Annotated in this window: 18 protein-coding genes and 1 rRNA gene; 7 read left to right on the top strand and 12 right to left on the bottom strand. The window is 67.5% G+C overall.

Features of this window, described 5'->3' with window-relative positions; all coding sequences use genetic code 11:
- The first annotated feature begins 116 nt into the window (after nt 1-116).
- Together CKJ85_RS08645 and CKJ85_RS08640 are read left to right on the top strand one after the other, a co-directional pair.
- Complete coding sequence (locus tag CKJ85_RS08645; RefSeq protein ID WP_095546267.1) at nt 117-719, top strand: superoxide dismutase; 603 nt, start codon at nt 117-119, stop codon at nt 717-719.
- Nucleotides 720-861: 142 nt separating this feature from the next.
- The gene (locus CKJ85_RS08640; RefSeq protein ID WP_233127011.1) at nt 862-2,043 is read left to right on the top strand and encodes an MFS transporter; all 1,182 of its coding nucleotides are present in this window, start codon (nt 862-864) and stop codon (nt 2,041-2,043) included.
- Here the strand turns inward: CKJ85_RS08640 and CKJ85_RS08635 are convergent.
- Complete coding sequence (locus CKJ85_RS08635) at nt 2,035-3,531, bottom strand: TM0106 family RecB-like putative nuclease (protein WP_233127010.1); 1,497 nt, start codon at nt 3,529-3,531, stop codon at nt 2,035-2,037. The two genes, CKJ85_RS08640 and CKJ85_RS08635, sit on opposite strands and share 9 nt — an antisense overlap.
- Nucleotides 3,532-3,607: 76 nt before the next feature.
- Here CKJ85_RS08635 and CKJ85_RS08630 point away from each other — a divergent pair, with 76 nt between their 5' ends.
- Nucleotides 3,608-4,240 (top strand): DUF6474 family protein, encoded by a 633-nt coding sequence (locus CKJ85_RS08630; protein WP_095554080.1) that lies wholly within the window; start codon nt 3,608-3,610, stop codon nt 4,238-4,240.
- A 28-nt stretch (nt 4,241-4,268) separates the two neighbouring features.
- On the opposite strand, the gene CKJ85_RS08625 is transcribed toward CKJ85_RS08630, so the two are convergent.
- Nucleotides 4,269-4,907, bottom strand: a complete 639-nt coding sequence (locus tag CKJ85_RS08625) for a response regulator transcription factor (protein WP_095278870.1) — start codon at nt 4,905-4,907, stop codon at nt 4,269-4,271.
- Nucleotides 4,882-6,177, bottom strand: coding sequence for a sensor histidine kinase (locus tag CKJ85_RS08620; RefSeq protein WP_095554079.1), 1,296 nt, complete (start codon nt 6,175-6,177; stop codon nt 4,882-4,884). Before CKJ85_RS08620 ends, CKJ85_RS08625 begins: the two co-directional genes overlap by 26 nt.
- Here CKJ85_RS08620 and CKJ85_RS08615 point away from each other — a divergent pair.
- Both CKJ85_RS08615 and CKJ85_RS08610 read left to right on the top strand, forming a co-directional pair.
- Nucleotides 6,176-6,757: a DUF2020 domain-containing protein gene (locus CKJ85_RS08615; RefSeq protein WP_095554078.1), complete on the top strand. Its 582-nt coding sequence runs from the start codon at nt 6,176-6,178 to the stop codon at nt 6,755-6,757. The two genes, CKJ85_RS08620 and CKJ85_RS08615, sit on opposite strands and share 2 nt — an antisense overlap.
- Entirely contained in the window at nt 6,754-7,749 is a 996-nt protein-coding gene (locus tag CKJ85_RS08610; RefSeq protein ID WP_095554077.1) for a TIGR00730 family Rossman fold protein, read from the top strand. Before CKJ85_RS08615 ends, CKJ85_RS08610 begins: the two co-directional genes overlap by 4 nt.
- Nucleotides 7,750-7,785: 36 nt before the next feature.
- Here the strand turns inward: CKJ85_RS08610 and CKJ85_RS12125 are convergent, their stop codons facing one another.
- Both CKJ85_RS12125 and CKJ85_RS08600 read right to left on the bottom strand, forming a co-directional pair.
- A complete protein-coding gene (locus tag CKJ85_RS12125) occupies nt 7,786-7,938 on the bottom strand; it encodes a hypothetical protein (protein ID WP_095554076.1) in 153 nt (50 codons plus the stop codon).
- A gap of 3 nt (nt 7,939-7,941) precedes the next feature.
- On the bottom strand, nt 7,942-8,739 hold the full coding sequence (locus tag CKJ85_RS08600) for a class E sortase (protein WP_095554075.1): 798 nt from the start codon (nt 8,737-8,739) through the stop codon (nt 7,942-7,944).
- 72 nt (nt 8,740-8,811) lie between these two features.
- Between CKJ85_RS08600 and yidC the strand changes: the two genes are divergently transcribed.
- Nucleotides 8,812-9,924: a membrane protein insertase YidC gene (yidC, locus tag CKJ85_RS08595; RefSeq protein WP_095554074.1), complete on the top strand. Its 1,113-nt coding sequence runs from the start codon at nt 8,812-8,814 to the stop codon at nt 9,922-9,924.
- Here yidC and CKJ85_RS08590 read toward each other — a convergent pair.
- The 4 genes from CKJ85_RS08590 to CKJ85_RS12120 form a co-directional block, all read right to left on the bottom strand.
- On the bottom strand, nt 9,912-10,541 hold the full coding sequence (locus tag CKJ85_RS08590) for a TetR/AcrR family transcriptional regulator (RefSeq protein WP_095278863.1): 630 nt from the start codon (nt 10,539-10,541) through the stop codon (nt 9,912-9,914). The genes yidC and CKJ85_RS08590 overlap by 13 nt on opposite strands.
- A gap of 164 nt (nt 10,542-10,705) precedes the next feature.
- Entirely contained in the window at nt 10,706-10,975 is a 270-nt protein-coding gene (locus tag CKJ85_RS08585) for a GlsB/YeaQ/YmgE family stress response membrane protein (RefSeq protein ID WP_095535964.1), read from the bottom strand.
- Nucleotides 10,976-11,056: 81 nt separating this feature from the next.
- Nucleotides 11,057-11,977 (bottom strand): universal stress protein, encoded by a 921-nt coding sequence (locus CKJ85_RS08580; RefSeq protein WP_095554073.1) that lies wholly within the window; start codon nt 11,975-11,977, stop codon nt 11,057-11,059.
- A gap of 71 nt (nt 11,978-12,048) precedes the next feature.
- Nucleotides 12,049-12,195, bottom strand: coding sequence for a hypothetical protein (locus CKJ85_RS12120; protein ID WP_165765395.1), 147 nt, complete (start codon nt 12,193-12,195; stop codon nt 12,049-12,051).
- Between CKJ85_RS12120 and CKJ85_RS08575 the strand changes: the two genes are divergently transcribed.
- Nucleotides 12,131-13,207, top strand: coding sequence for a pseudouridine synthase (locus CKJ85_RS08575; RefSeq protein ID WP_369825033.1), 1,077 nt, complete (start codon nt 12,131-12,133; stop codon nt 13,205-13,207). The two genes, CKJ85_RS12120 and CKJ85_RS08575, sit on opposite strands and share 65 nt — an antisense overlap.
- Here the strand turns inward: CKJ85_RS08575 and CKJ85_RS08570 are convergent.
- The 3 genes from CKJ85_RS08570 to rrf form a co-directional block, all read right to left on the bottom strand.
- Nucleotides 13,120-13,746 (bottom strand): DnaB-like helicase N-terminal domain-containing protein, encoded by a 627-nt coding sequence (locus CKJ85_RS08570; protein ID WP_095537420.1) that lies wholly within the window; start codon nt 13,744-13,746, stop codon nt 13,120-13,122. The two genes, CKJ85_RS08575 and CKJ85_RS08570, sit on opposite strands and share 88 nt — an antisense overlap.
- A gap of 63 nt (nt 13,747-13,809) precedes the next feature.
- Complete coding sequence (locus CKJ85_RS08565) at nt 13,810-14,352, bottom strand: hypothetical protein (RefSeq protein WP_095554072.1); 543 nt, start codon at nt 14,350-14,352, stop codon at nt 13,810-13,812.
- 1,003 nt (nt 14,353-15,355) lie between these two features.
- Nucleotides 15,356-15,473 (bottom strand): 5S ribosomal RNA (gene rrf, locus CKJ85_RS08560).
- Nucleotides 15,474-15,481 lie beyond the last annotated feature (8 nt).

Below are 15,481 nucleotides of genomic sequence, written 5' to 3'. Positions count from 1 at the left end.
GTGTCTAATAACTAACAATTGGGCCCCGGAAATTCCACGGATATTTTCATTGCACGAAATGAGTTTTTGTCTACTATGGGGCACGTCATCACAAGTTGACGAAAGGATTTAGCACAATGGCTGTTTACGAGCTTCCGGAACTCCCGTACGCATACGACGCGCTTGAGCCCCACATCTCCAAGGAGATTATGGAGCTGCACCACGACAAGCACCACGCAACTTACGTCGCTGGCGCGAACGCTGCGCTCGAGGCCCTCGAGGCTGAGCGCAACGGCGAGGCAAACCCGGACAAGCTGCGCGCGCTGTCCAAGAACCTCGCGTTCAACCTGGGTGGCCACACCAACCACTCCATCTTCTGGAAGAACATGGCATCGAACGCTGGCGGCAACCCGACCGGCGCAATCGCCGAGACCATCGACCGCGACTTCGGTTCTTTCGAGGCATTCCAGAAGCAGTTCGCTGGCGTCGCCACCGGCCTGCAGGGCTCCGGCTGGGCCGTCCTGGGCTACGACCACATCGCTGGCCGCCTGATCATCCAGCAACTGACCGACCAGCAGGGCAACATCTCCGTTGACTTCACCCCGGTCCTCATGCTGGACATGTGGGAGCACGCGTTCTACCTGCAGTACAAGAACGTCAAGGCTGATTACGTCAAGGCTTGGTGGAACGTCGTCAACTGGGACGACGTCAACGAGCGCCTCGCAGCTGCGTCCAAGTAAGGTCCTAGTAAGGCCCGAGTAAGACGCCGCACCCCGCGCCGACCACGCACCCGCGTGGCCGGCGCGGTTTTTTATGGGCACGCCACAGGAAATCCGGCGAAACCGTTGCGGGAGCGCGCAAAAAGGTGGACCATAAGTCCTTATGAGGAAGGGCACGATTGAGTATCGCAGAGCGTCGATAGGCATGCTCCTCGTCGGCCTGGCGATCTTCTCCTCGCTCTACGCCACGCAGGCGCTGCTGCCCACGCTCACGCGCGAGATGGGGATCGACCCGTCCACCGCCGCGCTCACCGTGTCCGCCGCGACGGGCGCGCTCGCGGTGTGCGTGGTGCCGGCGTCGATCCTGTCGGAGAAGTTCGGGCGCGGCCGCGTACTGGTCATCTCCGCGCTCGCCGCCACCGCGCTCGGGCTGACGTTGCCGCTGGCGCAGAGCATCGAGCAGCTCGTGGTGCTGCGCTCGCTCCAGGGAGCGCTGCTCGCGGGCACGCCCGCGGTGGCGATGGCGTGGCTGTCGGAGGAGCTGGACGAGCGCGACCTCGCCGGCGCGATGGGGCTCTACATCGCGGGCACCTCGGTCGGCGGGCTGACCGGCCGCCTCATCCCGGCGTTCATGCTCGAGGTCACCGACTGGCGCTGGGCGCTGGCCACGAGCGCCGCGGTGAGCCTCGCCCTGGCCGTCGCCACCGCCATCCTGCTGCCGGAGCAGCGCAACTTCCGCCCGAAGGCGTCGATCCGCCCGGGCGCCGAGGTCCGCGCCGTGGCCGGCCACCTGCGCAACCCGCGCCTGGTCGGGCTGGTCGCCACCGCGTTCATCGCCATGGGCGTGTTCGTGTCCATGTACAACTTTTTCGGGTTCCGCGCCATCAATGATTTCGGGCTCGCGCCGTCGCTGGCGGGCCTGACCTACGTGATGTACCTGTCCGGCACGTGGTCGAGCGCGCGGGCGGGCAGCTTCGTCTCCCGCTTCGGTCGCGGCCGGGTCGTGCTCGCCGCCGCGGTGCTCATGCTCACCGGCGCGCTCATCGGGTCGAGCGGCAACCTCATCGTCACGCTGGTGGGGCTGCTCCTCTTCACCGCCAGTTTCTTCGCCCTGCACTCCACGGCGTCCGGCTGGGTAGGGCTGATTGCGGAGAAGGACCGCGCGGAGGCGTCGAGCCTCTACGTGTTCTGCTACTACATGGGATCGTCGCTGTTGGGGGCGGCGACGGGCCAAGCGTTTGAGGCGCTGCCGTGGGCGGGGTTCGTGGCCGTGCTCGCGGCGATGCTGGGCGCGCTCATCGCCATCGCGGTCGCGCTCGCCGTGGCGGAGAAGCGCTCAGAGTAGCGGCAGGCCCGGCGCGCCCGCGTCGAGGAACTCGCGCACGGCGCGCGTGGCCCGGCAGTCGTCCTCGTTGTAGCGCAGCAGCGTCTCCCGCGCCGCCGCGCCGTCGACGCCGCCCTCCCGCGCTGCGCGGCGCAGCGCCACGGAGACCTCGCCGTCCACGTCGTCGTCCTCCCAGGTGAACCCCACCACCGGCCCGAGGACTTTGAGGCCCAGCCCGTCGGTGCCCACCAGGTGCGTGCGCACGTGCGCGAACACGTCCACCCACTCGTCGGAAGCGATGAAGGCCTGCACCTCGGCCAGCTCCACGGAGTCGAAGCGCTTGGCGGATGACTTCATCCAGTGGTTCTCGCCGCCCGCCGCGTAGCAGTAGGCCGCAAACGTCTTGCCCGCCGCGTGCGCCGCGTCGCGCACGCCCATCAGCCAGCGCCAGAACTGCGTGAAGTTGCGTTCCTCGGCCTCGCCGCCCACGTCGTCCCAGGTGACGAACGCGCGGTACACCGCGCCGTCGTACGCGCCCCACAGGTAGGCGCCTTGGTCCAGGTACGCCTCCATGTCCACGTCGATCTCCACGTCGGCGCGCGGCACGCGGATCGGCCCTTGGCGTCGCAGCACCGGGATACCCTCGCGCCAGGAGCGGGCGATTACCGACGCCTCGCCGCAGGAGGCGTCGATAAGCCCCTGCACCGTGACGATCCCCTTGTCGCGCCACGCGTCGCCCCGGCCGCCGGAGAAGACGAGCGAGATGTCATCGAGCTCGCGCAGGCGCGGCTCGCAGAGCTGCCAGAACCGGCAGCCCGCGCACTGTTTGAGGCGCAGCGGCTCGTCCGGGATCGGTGCGCCGAGCGCGCGCAGCATCGGCGGCACGAACCGGGTGACCTCGCCGAGGTAGGCGCGCTCGCGGTCCTGGCCGATGCTCGCGCCGAGGCCGGTGGCGGACTCACCGAGCAGGAGTTCCGCCATGGCGAGGCGGTAGCCGTCGATGGTGTGGTGGCGCGGCTTGGCGCGCACCGCGAGCGGTTTGCCCAGCCCGAGCCGGCCGGTGGGCACCATCCGCGTGCTGGACTCCGGGTCCTTGCGCGCGACGCGGTGGTTGGACACGATGACGGGGAGGTAGCCGTCGTCGGTGCGCACGAGCACGTCGATCTCGTCCACCACGCGGATCCCCTCGAGCGTGCCGCACAGGACCGCGCGCGTGATCAGGTGGGCGCCGCGGCGCATCGCCGCCCGCGTCTCCGCGTCGCGGCTGAGCAGCTCGGTAGGGGTCGTGGCCGGCGGGAGGTCGACGCGGACGAAGGCTTTCCGGCGGCCGTCGCCAACCGCACGCTTCGTGGGCAGCGCGGCGAAGACGAGTTCGCGGGCGGCCTCGAGCTGCGCCTGCCGGGACTCGCCGCTCGGGGTTGGACCGATCTCCGGGTGCGCCCAACGCTGGCGCAACCGGAACCTGCATCCCACGAGGTCCGCGGGACGGACCTGAAACGGCTCATTCACAATATGGACCACATTACCTGGACGGCGGGTAAGATCGGGACAGCGAAAAACGACACGACCAAGGAGCACCACCCCAATGGGAGTTTTTGAAGCGATCCGCAAGGCCCGCGCGAGGACGAAGGCGGAGATCAAGGCCGCCGAGGCGCGCGCCCGCAAGATGGCCAAGGAACAGGCGAAGGCCGATCAGAAGACGGCGAAGCTGCTGGACAAGGCAGAAAAGCGCCTGATCAAGGAAGAGAAGAAGGGCCTGAAGCGCAAGCGCAAGCACGAGAAGCAGCTGGCCGAGGCGCACCTGAAGCGCATCGAGCAGACCGGCTTTACGCAGAAGAAGGCGAAGCAGTGGGTCGGCGCGTCGCGCATCCTCGTGCCCATCCTGCTGCCGCTGGCGTACAAGGCGTACACCTCCTACCAGCAGAGCCGCATGAACTCCCGCGCCGCCGGCCTGGGCGTCAACCCGCAGGACCTCGCGCGCCACTCCGGCCGCGGCGCCGAGCTCAAGGCGCGTATTGATGCCCTGCGAACCTCCGTCGAGTCCGCTGACGCTCTGCCCTCCGGCTTCTCCGGCGACGCGAAGGTGCGCCTCAACGAGCTGGCACGCAACGTGCGCGACGCGGAGCACCTCAACCCGGAGCAGCGCCGCCTGGCGTACGGCACCGTGGAGGAGGAGCTGGACACACTCGGCGCGGAGATCGCCAAGAAGTCCCGCTAAGCCTCGGGGCTCTCGGAGCTCTTGGGGGTTACAGCACCCCCTGCTCGCGTGCCGACGCCACCGCCGACGTCCGCGAGCGCACCCCCAGCTTGTCGTAGATGTGCACCAGGTGCGACTTCACCGTTGCCTCCGACAGCATGAGCTGCTGGCCGATCTCCCGGTTCGAGGAGCCTTCGGCCACCAGCTGCAGCACCTCCAGCTCGCGCGGCGTAAGCGAGGACCGCGGCGCCCTGTCGCGCGTCTCCAGCTTGTCGCGCACGACCGGCGACAGTGAGGCGTCGCCGCGCGCGGTGGAGCGCACCGCGGCGAGCAGCTCCTCCGGCGGCGCGTCCTTGAGCAAGTACCCCACCGCGCCGGCCTCGATCGCTCCCAGGATGTCCGCGTCCGTGTCGTAGTTGGTCACCACCAGCACCTTCGGCGGCGTCGCCATGCTGGAGCGGATCTCCGCCGTCGCCTGCGCGCCCGTGGTCACCCGCGCGCCCTCGGACCCGGCGCCGAAGCGCAGGTCCATCAGGATCACGTCGATGCCGCCCGCCTGCGCGGTCGCGATTGCGGCCTCGGCGGTCGCCACCTCACCCACGACGCGGATGTCCTCCGCCGCCTCGAGCACGGAGCGCAGCCCGAGCCGCACAATTTCGTGGTCATCGGCCAGCAGCACCCGGATCATCGTTCACCTCGTTCTTATCTTCGTCGATGCGGTTGGCCGCATCATTCTTTTGATTGACATTACTCGGTACCGCGACCGAAAGCGCCGTAGGTCCACCCGGCGCGGACTCCACCACCAGCTCCCCGCCCAGCTCCGCGGCGCGCGAGCGCATCGCGTCCAGCCCCAGGTGCCCCAGCCCCGCGGGCTGCTCCGCCTGCGCCTCCGTGTCGAACCCGTGGCCGTTATCCACCACGTCCAGGCGCACCTCCCCGGCTCCGTACGTCAGCGTCACCCGCATCCGCGTCCCGCCCGAATGCTTCACCGCGTTCGCCATCGCCCCCTGCGCGATCCGCAGCAGCCCGGCCTCGGTGCGCATCGGCAGCTGCTGCGCCTCCCCGTCCGTGTCGATCTCAATACGCATGTCGCTCGCCGTCTCCAGGTCGCCCGCGATGCGGGTGAGGGCATCGCTTAACGACGTCTCACTCAACGGGGCCGGCGCCAACGCCGCGATCATCGCCCGCGTCTCCGCCAAGTTGTTAGACGCCGCCCGGCGCGCCGTCTCCATCCGCTTCAGCGGCGCCTCCAGCTGCTCGGCCGGGACGTCCAGGCCCGTGAGGTCCCGCTCGGCGGCGTGGAGCAGCATCTGGATCGAGGACAGGTTCTGCGCCACCGTGTCGTGGATCTCGTGCGCGAGGCGCTCGCGCTCCTGCGCCACGCCGGCGGCGCGCTCGGTGGCGACCAGTTTGTCGCGGGTGGAAAGCAGCTCGTCGATAAGCGCCTCCCGCTCCTTGCTCACCCGTCCGATGGTGGTGAACGCGTAGTTGATGGCCACCACGACCGCGGCGGAAAGGACCGGGCCGAGGACGCCGCCGAGGGTGAGCCCGCCCGGGATCTGGATGAGGACGGAGATGATGAGGCCGGCGGCGACGAGGAGGAGGCCGCGCCAGTTGTTGAAGACGCGGAGGAAGACGAAGAAGAGGATGAAGACCCAGTAAACCGCGACCGGCGAAATAGTCATATCCGCGACCCACACCGCAGTGAGCGCGAGGCACCACAGGCCGCGCATCCAGCGGCCCCACCGGTGCATCTCCACCATGCCGTAGAACAGAACGAAGGAGAAGGAGGAGACCAGGAGGATCTGTAGCAGCGCCAGGTTCAGCGGCATCCGGGCCAGCGCACCGAGGGAGACGAGCACGAGGCACACGGCGAGCACCGTGATGCCGGTGTCGAGCGCCTTATTGTCCGGCACGTCTGCGGTCGGTTGCGCCGCGCTGGCTAGTCTAGAGCTCATGCGTTTGACACTACCCACTGTGTGGATGACCCCCGTGCTCGTGGCAACCGGTCTCGCGCTCGCCGCGTGCGGCAGCGGTAGCGAGGACAGCCCGGACAGCGCGGGTGGGGAGCCAACGGAAGCGGCCGCCCCCGACTCCGGGCTGCCCGTGGAGGCGCTGCCGGCGACGGACCGCAACGGGTGGGTCGACTGCCCCTACCTGGATACGGAGTGGGTGGCGCAGACCAACGGGCAGCGCGTCACGGGCGTGGGCATCGACGAACGCTTCGACACGCCCGCCTGCCAGTTCTGGTCCTACCCGGAGGAGCCGCAGCTGACGGTGGTGGTGCGCCACATGGACAGCCCGGAGGCGGCGATGCAGGTGGTGGACTGGGCCACGCCGATCGCGTACACCTCACCCGCGGACCAGCCGGTCGGGTGGAACGGCGGGCGCCACGGCGGCGGCGAGGTCCCCGACCGGATCGGTGCCGCATACTCGGTGGCCAAGGGCTCTCACGCCGTCACCGTGTTTACCAACCAGGACGAGTCGGTGAAGGCACAACACGTGGCGGAGCAAGTCATCGCTACCCTGGGCCTGTGACCGAACACGTAACGCCCCCAGACCAGCCACTCGCAGAGATCATCGTCGCCGCAATCGTCTTCCGCGACGCGGAAGGGCGGGTGCTGTGCGTGCGCAAGCACTCCAGCCCTCGCTACCAGCTGCCGGGCGGCAAACTCGAGCCCGGCGAAAGCACCCTGGACGCCGCGCTGCGCGAGACGCGCGAGGAGATCGGCGTGGAGGTCGACCGCTCCCGCCTGAGCTACCTGGGCCGCTTCAGCGCGGAGGCGTCGAACGAGCCGGGGCACACCGTCACCTCGACCGTGTACGTCCACCCCGCCCCGCCCGCCGCGCCGGCACCCGCGGCGGAGATCGCCGAGGCTGCCTGGATCGACCCGGAGGCGCCCGGCGACCGGCAGATCGCGCCCCTGCTCGCCTCGCGGATCTTCCCGGCGCTGCGCCCGCGCCGGCTGCGCGCCGTCACCGTCTTCGCCGGGGCCAACCCCGGCAAGCGCCCGGAATACCTCGAGCAGGGCCGCCTGCTCGGCGAGGCACTCGCCCGGCGCGGCGCTACCCTGGTCTACGGCGGGAGCAAGGTGGGCGTGATGGGAGCGGTGGCCGCGGGGGCGTCGGCAAGCGGCGGCTCCTCGCTCGGCGTGCTCACCACGCAGCTGGCCAACTACGAGCTCAAGTTCGACGGGCTGGACCGGCTCGAGCTGGTCGGGTCGATGGCGGAGCGCAAAGCGATGATGAGCCAGCAGGGCGACGCGATCGTGGCGCTGCCCGGCGGGACGGGCACGCTGGACGAGCTGTTCCAGGAATGGACGAGCCAGCAGCTCGGGCTGCACTCCAAGCCAATCGGGCTGCTTGGCAGCGAGTTCTGGCAGCCGCTGCTGGACATGGTGGATCACATGGTGCACAACGGGTTCGTGCGGCAGACGGACCGCGACCACCTCGTCGTCGCGAACGACCCGGACGAGCTGCTGGACAGGCTTGAGCGCTGGGTGCCGCCGGTGCCGCGCTGGACGGACTAGACAGCGCTCAACGGCGCTCAACGGCGCTCAACGGCGCTAGACGGCAACGTCGTTGTACGGCATCATCGCCGAGATCCACGGGAACACGACCTCCATCAGCAGGAAGAACACCGCGACCAGGACGACGGCGGTGATGAGGGCCTTGACCCACCTGTTGCCGGGCAACTTGCGCCAGAGGAATGCGTACATGCGCTACTTCACCTCCGACATCGCGCTCGGGAGGGAGTTGCCCTCCGGGTTCTTCGGCAGGACCTCGGTGCGCATCGCGTGGACCACCATGCGCTCCGCGTTGGAAAACTGAGGGTGGCAGGTGGTCAGCGTCATGATGCCCTCCATGCCGTCCACCACCTCCATGGACTTCGTCTCCGGCATCGGGTTGACCACGTCGATGTCGCCGGGCAGCGTGATGTGGCGCCCCTGCACCTTGCCGTAGTCGCCGGTGGCCACCCGCTCGTTCATCTCGCCCGGCAGGCAGTCCGCGGTTTCGGCGCGGCGCTCGTCCGGCTGCTGCGACATGGGGAGCACGCGGTAGGTCACCCACTGGGTCTGGGTTTCCACCACGATGGCGTCGCAAGCCTTGAGCCCGCCCAGGTCGTTGAAGGGCGCGCCCTTGCCCACGCGGTGGCCGGCGACGGCGAAGTTGCCGTTCTCACCGGGCATCTGGGTGTCCGGGTAGCGGCCCGGCCCGACGAGCAGCTCCTTTTCCTGCACGCCCTCGATGATGGCGAACTCGTAGTCGGGGCCGAAGGCGGGGATGTACATGCGCGCGAAGGCGTCGCCAAGCGCCGGCGCTTTCGCCTCGCGCGGGTTGACCCAGCCTTCGCCCCACTGCAGCTCGAGCTTCTGCTGCGCCTCATGCTGCTTCTCGCCGGAGGCGATGTTGGTCCAGAACGACTCATAGAACGCGAACAGGAGGAGGAGGGCGCCTGCGGTGAGCAGGAGTTCTCCGATGACCTGTGAGGCACTGATGCGGTGAGGGGCTGCGGGCATGGCATAACATTAACTCACGACCGCTCGCGCGCGGCACTGCGAACGACGCTACGAAAGGGGCGCTTGCTCAGCATGCTGGAAATGTTGGTCTACCCGGTCTCTGCGGTGATTAAGCTGTGGCACTGGCTGCTTGCAGACGTCCTGGGCATGGGCCCCTCCGCCGCGTGGGTCGCCTCCGTGATCCTCCTCGTGGTCACGGTCCGCGCGCTCATCATGCCGTTTGCGCTGCAGCAATACCGCATCAGCCGCGTCGGCTTCCTGGTCAGGCCGCACCTCGCGCGCATCAAGGCGCAGTACGCCGACGCCACCTCGCCGGAGGCCATCGCCGCGGAGAAACAGGCCATGAAGAAGGTCCAGGACGAGCACAACTACAACCCGCTCGCCGGCTGCATCCCGGCGCTCATCCAGTTCCCGGTGTTCATCGGCCTCTACCGCCTGCTGCGCTGGATGGCCGTGCCCACGGACGGCGACAACCACACCATCGGCATCCTCACCCCGCAAGACCTCGAGACGTTCCGGGCAGCTTCGCTTTTCGACGCCCCCCTCCCCGCCTACATGGCCATGCCCCCAGAACACCTCGCCGCTCTCGGCACCACGGAGGCGCAGGTGCGGGCCGTGGCCCTGCCCATGGTGATCGCCGCCGTCATCTTCACCTGCTCCAACCTTGCGATCTCGCAGATGCGCAACCGCTCCACGCTGGACTGGGAGAACGCGATGACGCGGAAGTCCTACGGCCTGCTGTGGTGGGCCATTCCGCTCGTCGCCCTGAGCCTCATCTCCGCCGGGCTTTCCGGTATCGTCCCGATCGCGGTGCTGCTGTACTGGGTCACGGGCAACCTGTGGACGATGACGCAGACGATCCTTTTCTGGGCCTGGACGGTCCGCCGCTACCCGGCGGAGGCGCTGCACCGCGAGTTCTGGGCGGAGACGAAGCAGAAGGCCGAGGAGCTGCGCGCCGCACGCAAGGAGCGCACACGGTCGCGCCGCGCGAAGCGCCTGCGCGCGCTGCGCCGCCCGGGTGAGGCGGGCGCAATCGCCCGCGAGCTGCGCGCCGAGAAGCGCGAGCGCAAGCAGGAAAAAGCGCGCGAGAAGCAGGAGCGGAAGGCACTCCAGAAGGCGCGCAACGAGGCGAGCCGCCAGCTCGCGCGGGACAAGAAGCGCCAGAAGCAGGATCAGATGGAGTAGTCCGCGGGCGGCGCGCCGAGCTGGCTTTCCGCCAGGTCGCGCGCCTTGCGCAGCGGTGCGACGTCGCGCAGCAGGCGCGCGCCCGACATCCCGCCGTCGAGGAAGATGAGCAGCTCGTCCGCCTGGTTCGAGGAGTCGTAGCCGTTTTTGTTGCTCAGCAGCTCCGTGATGGTGTCGTGCATCCAGGTGCGGTGGTTCAGGCAGGTCTGCACGATCCGCTGCTCCGACTCGGTGTCGGGGCGCGGGTACTCCGTCGCCGCGTTGAGGAACGGGGAGCCGCGGAACTCGCGCTGCGGTTCCGCCTCGATGGCCATGTCAAAGAAGGCGAGGACCTTCTCGTCCGCGCTCGACGCTTTGACCGCGCGCTCCTCCCACCGCTGCCGGTACTGCTCGTCCAAGCGCTCCAGGTAGGCGATGACCAGGTTGTCCTTGGAGCCGAGCAGGCTGTACAGGGACGCCTTCGCCACGTCGGCCTCGCGCAGGATCCGGTCGATGCCGATGACGCGGATGCCTTCCTCGGTAAAGAGTTTCGTGGCCGCGTCGAGGAGGCGCTGCCGCGGGCTCGGGCGGTTGCGGCGACGAGTCGTCGTCTTCTTTTTCGCCGTGCCACTGCTCACGTTGCGTCCTCACTTCCTCCGGTCATTGCGTCCGGTCTCAATATAGACAAACCGGTACGTACATTCCAGTCGGCCGGGCATATCTTTCACCCCGCGCATGCGAAAGCCCCCGGTGGTGCTGCGGTAAGCCGCAGGCCGATCCGGGGGCGAATCGTGATCTCGCGCTACTTGCGCTTGTTGGTCACCGCGTTGATGATGCCAAGGAGGATCGCCGCGCCCAGCAGGCAGGTGAGGAAGCTGAAGAACAACCCGGCGCCGGCGACGTCAACGCCGAACAGGCCGAGGACCCAACCACCGATGAGGCCGCCGACGATACCGACGACGATGTTCAGGCCGATGCCCATCTGCGCGTCGCGGCCCTGCATCTTGGAGGCGATCCAGCCCGCGATGCCGCCGATGATGATCCAGGCGATGAAGCCCATAGACAGAGTCATAGTGAGAAAATTCCCTTCGTATTCGTGCGTACCTTCGTTCGCCTTCCCATTATGCCTGTCTTATATGAGGACCGCTAGACCTTACTCCTCCGGGCGGACCACCATCATCGGGCACGGAGCAGATTGCAACAGCGCGCGCGAGGTGGAACCGAGCAGCATGCCCTTGAAGCCACCGCGGCCGTGCGAGCCCGTGACCAGGAGCTGAGCGCCTTCCGCCGCCTCCGTCAGCGCTCGGACCGGACGGTCGCGGGTGATGAGGGTGCGCACCTCGACGTTGGGGAACTGCTCGCGCAGCGTGCCCAGGTACTCCTCGAGTTTGTCGGCCTTTTCCTTTTGCACGGCCGCCCAGCGGTCGTCGTCCACGGCGAAACCGGCGCCCGGCGCCTGCACCTGCGTATCGATCCAGGTGTGCACCGCCACGAGCTCCGCCTTGCGAGCGTTCGCTTCCTCAAAGGCGTACTCAACGGCGCGACGGGACACCTCAGAACCGTCGACGCCGACAACAACCGGGCCGTACTTGTTGGCGTCGGTGACGTTGTTGTCCTCGCGCACCACCACGACCGGGCAGGACGCGTGGGAGACGACGGCGCCGGAGACGGAGCCCAGGACCATGCCGGACAGGCCGCCCAGGCCGCGGGAACCCATGACCACCATCGTGGAGCTACGCGACATCTCCAGCAGCATGTCAATCGGGGAGCCCTCGGCGACGGCGTGGCCGATCTTGATGTCCGGCGCCACCTCGAGGGCGATGTCGCGGGCCTCGTCGATCTTCTTCAGGGTTTCGCGCTGGAGATCGTCGAAAAGCTCTTGCGGCGGAACCATACCCTCCGCGTAGAGGAACTGGGGCATGGTGTAGCTGGAGGCCAGACGCAGCGGGATGCCTCGCTTCATGGCGGTGTTCGCCGCCCAGCGCACCGCAGTCTGCGATGCGGGGCTGCCATCCACGGCGACAACGACGATGTCTTCGCGGTCTTCCAGGTTTTCTCGTTCTTCGCGGCTCATAGCCTCCGCCCTTTCGATTGGGGAACTGGTTATATCCTCAGTGTAGCGCGGTGGCGGGGGTGCAGTCGCCGTTACTGCGGAATCTCAACCTTCTCGGCGGCGTCCGCGTTGGCGGGGAAGAAGACCTCGTACAGGAACCTGAACAGGTCAGCGATGCCCTTACCGATCCCCTCGGAAAAGAACTGCAAAATTGGGTCTAGCATTGCTCCAATGTCCATGCCGGATACGCTACTACATACTATGGCCCGCAAAAAGAGCACGCTCGCACCGCCGTTGCCCCCGCGCGACGGCCTCGGCGCTTCCCGCGTCCGCGTGCCGGAGACCGACGCGCCGCTCACCGCCTTCGAGTTCCTCGCGGAAGTCATCGCGAGCCAGCGCCACCGCCACCCCGAGGACACCCCCGACGCCGTAGCCCGCCGTTTCGCCGACGGCGAGGTCGTGCTGCGCAGCGGCCAGCCCATCGCCGCCGACCGGGTTCTCGCCCCCGGCACCGACGTCTTCTTCTACCGCCGCCCCGCCCCGGAGCGCGAGGTCCCGTACCGGATCACGACAGTGTTCGAGGACGACGACATCCTCGTCATCAACAAGCCGCCCTTCCTCGCCACGATGCCGCGCGCCGCCCACATCACCGAAACGGCCACGGTCCGCCTCCGCCGCGCGACCGGCAACGAGGAGCTCACCCCGGCGCACCGGCTCGACCTCATGACGTCCGGCCTCCTCCTCTTCACCAAACGCCGCGAGCTCCGCGGCCCCTACCAGGAGCTTTTCGCCCGCCGCGAGGTGCGCAAACAGTACACCGCCATCGCGCCGCACCGCCCAATCTCGCCCACCACGTGGCGCCACCGCATCCACAAAGTCACCGGCGACGTCGCCGCCAGGCTCGTCCCCGGCACGCCCAATGCCACCACGCACGTCACGCAGATTTCGCTTATCGACGCCCCCTTGTCCCCCTCCCTCGCCACCACCTATTCCACCCCAGAGCCGCTGGCCAGCTACCTCCTCGAGCCCGTCACCGGCAAGACCCACCAGCTGCGCATCCAGATGTGCGCCGCCGGTGCCCCAATCCTTGGCGACCCCATCTACCCCACCATTCGCCCCTTCGGCACCGAAGACTTCTCCCGACCGATGCTGCTCACGTCCGTCTACCTCGGCTTCACCGACCCGCTCTCCGGCCGGGAACGGGAGTTCCGAGCTGAGGCGTGGCTGCCGGGGGCAGGGTGGCGCCTATAAGCAAACCGCTCCCACGCCGCGCGCTGCTGCTTGCCTTGCGCGACGAGCTGCGCGAACAGCTCGTCCTCGGGCGCCTCGTCCGCGATCTGCGCGAGCCGCTGCACCATGCGGCGGAACTGGCGCCGGTACGACAGCGAGAGGACCTGGCGCGCGTACTCGGCGGCGAGCAGGTCGTTCGCCTGGAGGCCGAGGAGCGTGGCCATAAGCTCGGTGGTGTCGCGAGTAGTCATCCCGTCTTTCGCGCCCTTGGCGCTCAGCGTCGCGATGACCGTCGCCGAGTCCGTCGGGCGGTCCTCCGCGGCACGCTCCTGGATCGCCCTGAAGATCTTGGCGTAGTTAGGGCGGTAGAAATCTCCCGCCTCGACGATGTTGAGGGCTTCTTTGACAGTCAGGAGATCACCGCGCTGACCTGCCCACAAAAGCGCGGAGAGGAGGAGCGCCTCGCTGTCGTGCCGAGGGTTGTAGGGAGGAAAGTCCGGGTCGAGATCGGGGTGCCCCTCCGTCTCGACCTCGGTGTAGCGGCGCTGTTGATCTGCCATGCCACTCCTTTCAGCTAGTTGACTATTCGCACATACTAGCGGATGGAACGGAGTGGTGCGCGGCTACGGAATAAGCGCGGTAACTTTCGCCGGAAGCATCGGCGCGATCTGCGGCCACGCGGCACCGACTACCCCGCCGACGACGAGAAGCGCGAGAAGCGTGGGCCAGAGGATCATCGCCGGCATTGGGGAGCCGTCAGGGTAGAACAGTCCTGATTGCCACTCAGACTCGTCGTAAGAGAGGTTGCGCCCCTTGATGCACGCACGCAGGCCCGGCGCCAGGTAGGACCCCGCTCCGTTTACCTCGAGGTAGTCATCAATCCCCTCCGAGGAACCGGTGGTAGGGCGTTTTCCGCCCTTGTCCAGGTAGGCCTTCTCCTTAGCGATGATCCGGTCGAGCTCCTTCTGCGCCTGAGCCTTCGTCATAGTACGGGTGCGCACCTTCGTATAGCCAGTACCCAGGTCACCGGAGTAGTTGAAGGTGCACTTGTCCCCCTTGACGATGACTTCGGAAGCCGACGACTCGAGAGGTGCTGCAACCACTCCGGCAGCGGCGAGCGAGGCGGCGAGGGCGATGGACGTTGCGCGGATCTTCGGGGCACTCATCGTGGTCTCCTTGTGTTGTACTGCACTGCTGCTGCCAGACTGGGGGCGAACTGGGGGTTTGAGCACAGCATAATCAAGAACCGTTAACGCGGGGTGGTTTTCGAGGCTGTTGTGTTGATAGGGACCGAAAGTTGCCGGCGCACCCCTGGCAGGTGAGATCATATTCTGCGGTGGCGGGGTGGAGTGAGTGGTTGCCGACTCAGGGCGGCCTGCAGCTGGCTCGGCTGTCCGGCGTGATGTGGTTCCGTGTGTTTGACGAGAAGACCATGTGTTTGATGGCAGCTGTGTGTTGGACGAGAAGGGGGTGACGAATTCACGGACCTCGTCTCGCATCTTCGTCAAGGAGATCTCGTCGGATAGACGCCTCACTGGGCCAAGCGGTCCGCCAGCACGTGTGAATCGGGGGGGGCAGCAGCAACGCCGGGCGATCGCGCGGCAGAGAGTGTCCGCCTAGCCTTTGCCCGGGTGTTCAACCGGGTGGCACTCTGCGGCGACAGCGTAGGCACCACGGCGGTCCACGCTCCCCATTTACTCTGCGGTGGCAGAGTAAAGCCCCCGGCACGGCCACAGCTTGCTCTGCGATGGTTGTGAGACTTCGGCGCGGGCTGCGTTATATGGAGCTAGCTCCATTTGGACGGTGGCGCCGGTAAATACCCTGGTCGCATCCGTCTGGTGGCCGCAGATGGAGCTAGCGCCATCTACGCCAGGCTCACCGGTAAAAGCCCTGGTCGTATGTGTCCGGTAGCCGTAGATGGAGCTAGCGCCAAGTACGCACGCCTCGTGGGTCGGCCGAGCCGCCGCCATTGATGCCCGTCACAGACGGCAGCTGACAACGGCTACTCCCCGGTGGCAGGTTACGCGTCTCGGCGGGCCAGGCTCCCCCCACCCTGCTACGCGCACAGAGAAGCGCCCCGGCCACAAAGGGCGGTGCGGATCAACACATGATCCCACCACCCCCGGGGCCGGGGCGCACACACAATTATTCAATTATTTATAGTTATTGGGTCGGCGGTAACCTACTCTCCCACACCCTCCCGAGTGCAGTACCATCAGCGCGGGCGGGCTTAGCTTCCGGGTTCGGAATGGGACCGGGCGTTTCCCCGCCGCCATCAACCACCGACACACCCAA

This window comes from Corynebacterium sp. NML 150383 (assembly GCF_002285085.1).
GTDB lineage: Bacteria > Actinomycetota > Actinomycetes > Mycobacteriales > Mycobacteriaceae > Corynebacterium > Corynebacterium gottingense.
The sequence above is the reverse complement of the archived record's forward strand: the minus strand, read 5'-3'. Positions and strand labels throughout refer to the sequence as shown.

Coding starts and splice junctions, on each gene's coding strand:
- CKJ85_RS12125 (WP_095554076.1), bottom strand. CDS start 7,938: ATGTACGCATTCCTCTGGCGCAAGTTGCCCGGCAACAGGTGGGTCAAG.
- CKJ85_RS08615 (WP_095554078.1), top strand. CDS start 6,176: ATGCGTTTGACACTACCCACTGTGTGGATGACCCCCGTGCTCGTGGCA.
- CKJ85_RS08580 (WP_095554073.1), bottom strand. CDS start 11,977: ATGAGCCGCGAAGAACGAGAAAACCTGGAAGACCGCGAAGACATCGTC.
- CKJ85_RS08640 (WP_233127011.1), top strand. CDS start 862: ATGAGGAAGGGCACGATTGAGTATCGCAGAGCGTCGATAGGCATGCTC.
- yidC (WP_095554074.1), top strand. CDS start 8,812: ATGCTGGAAATGTTGGTCTACCCGGTCTCTGCGGTGATTAAGCTGTGG.
- CKJ85_RS08600 (WP_095554075.1), bottom strand. CDS start 8,739: ATGCCCGCAGCCCCTCACCGCATCAGTGCCTCACAGGTCATCGGAGAA.
- CKJ85_RS08645 (WP_095546267.1), top strand. CDS start 117: ATGGCTGTTTACGAGCTTCCGGAACTCCCGTACGCATACGACGCGCTT.
- CKJ85_RS12120 (WP_165765395.1), bottom strand. CDS start 12,195: ATGGACATTGGAGCAATGCTAGACCCAATTTTGCAGTTCTTTTCCGAG.
- CKJ85_RS08575 (WP_369825033.1), top strand. CDS start 12,131: ATGCCCTTACCGATCCCCTCGGAAAAGAACTGCAAAATTGGGTCTAGC.
- CKJ85_RS08585 (WP_095535964.1), bottom strand. CDS start 10,975: ATGACTCTGTCTATGGGCTTCATCGCCTGGATCATCATCGGCGGCATC.
- CKJ85_RS08620 (WP_095554079.1), bottom strand. CDS start 6,177: ATGAGCTCTAGACTAGCCAGCGCGGCGCAACCGACCGCAGACGTGCCG.
- CKJ85_RS08630 (WP_095554080.1), top strand. CDS start 3,608: ATGGGAGTTTTTGAAGCGATCCGCAAGGCCCGCGCGAGGACGAAGGCG.
- CKJ85_RS08570 (WP_095537420.1), bottom strand. CDS start 13,746: ATGGCAGATCAACAGCGCCGCTACACCGAGGTCGAGACGGAGGGGCAC.
- CKJ85_RS08565 (WP_095554072.1), bottom strand. CDS start 14,352: ATGAGTGCCCCGAAGATCCGCGCAACGTCCATCGCCCTCGCCGCCTCG.
- CKJ85_RS08625 (WP_095278870.1), bottom strand. CDS start 4,907: ATGATCCGGGTGCTGCTGGCCGATGACCACGAAATTGTGCGGCTCGGG.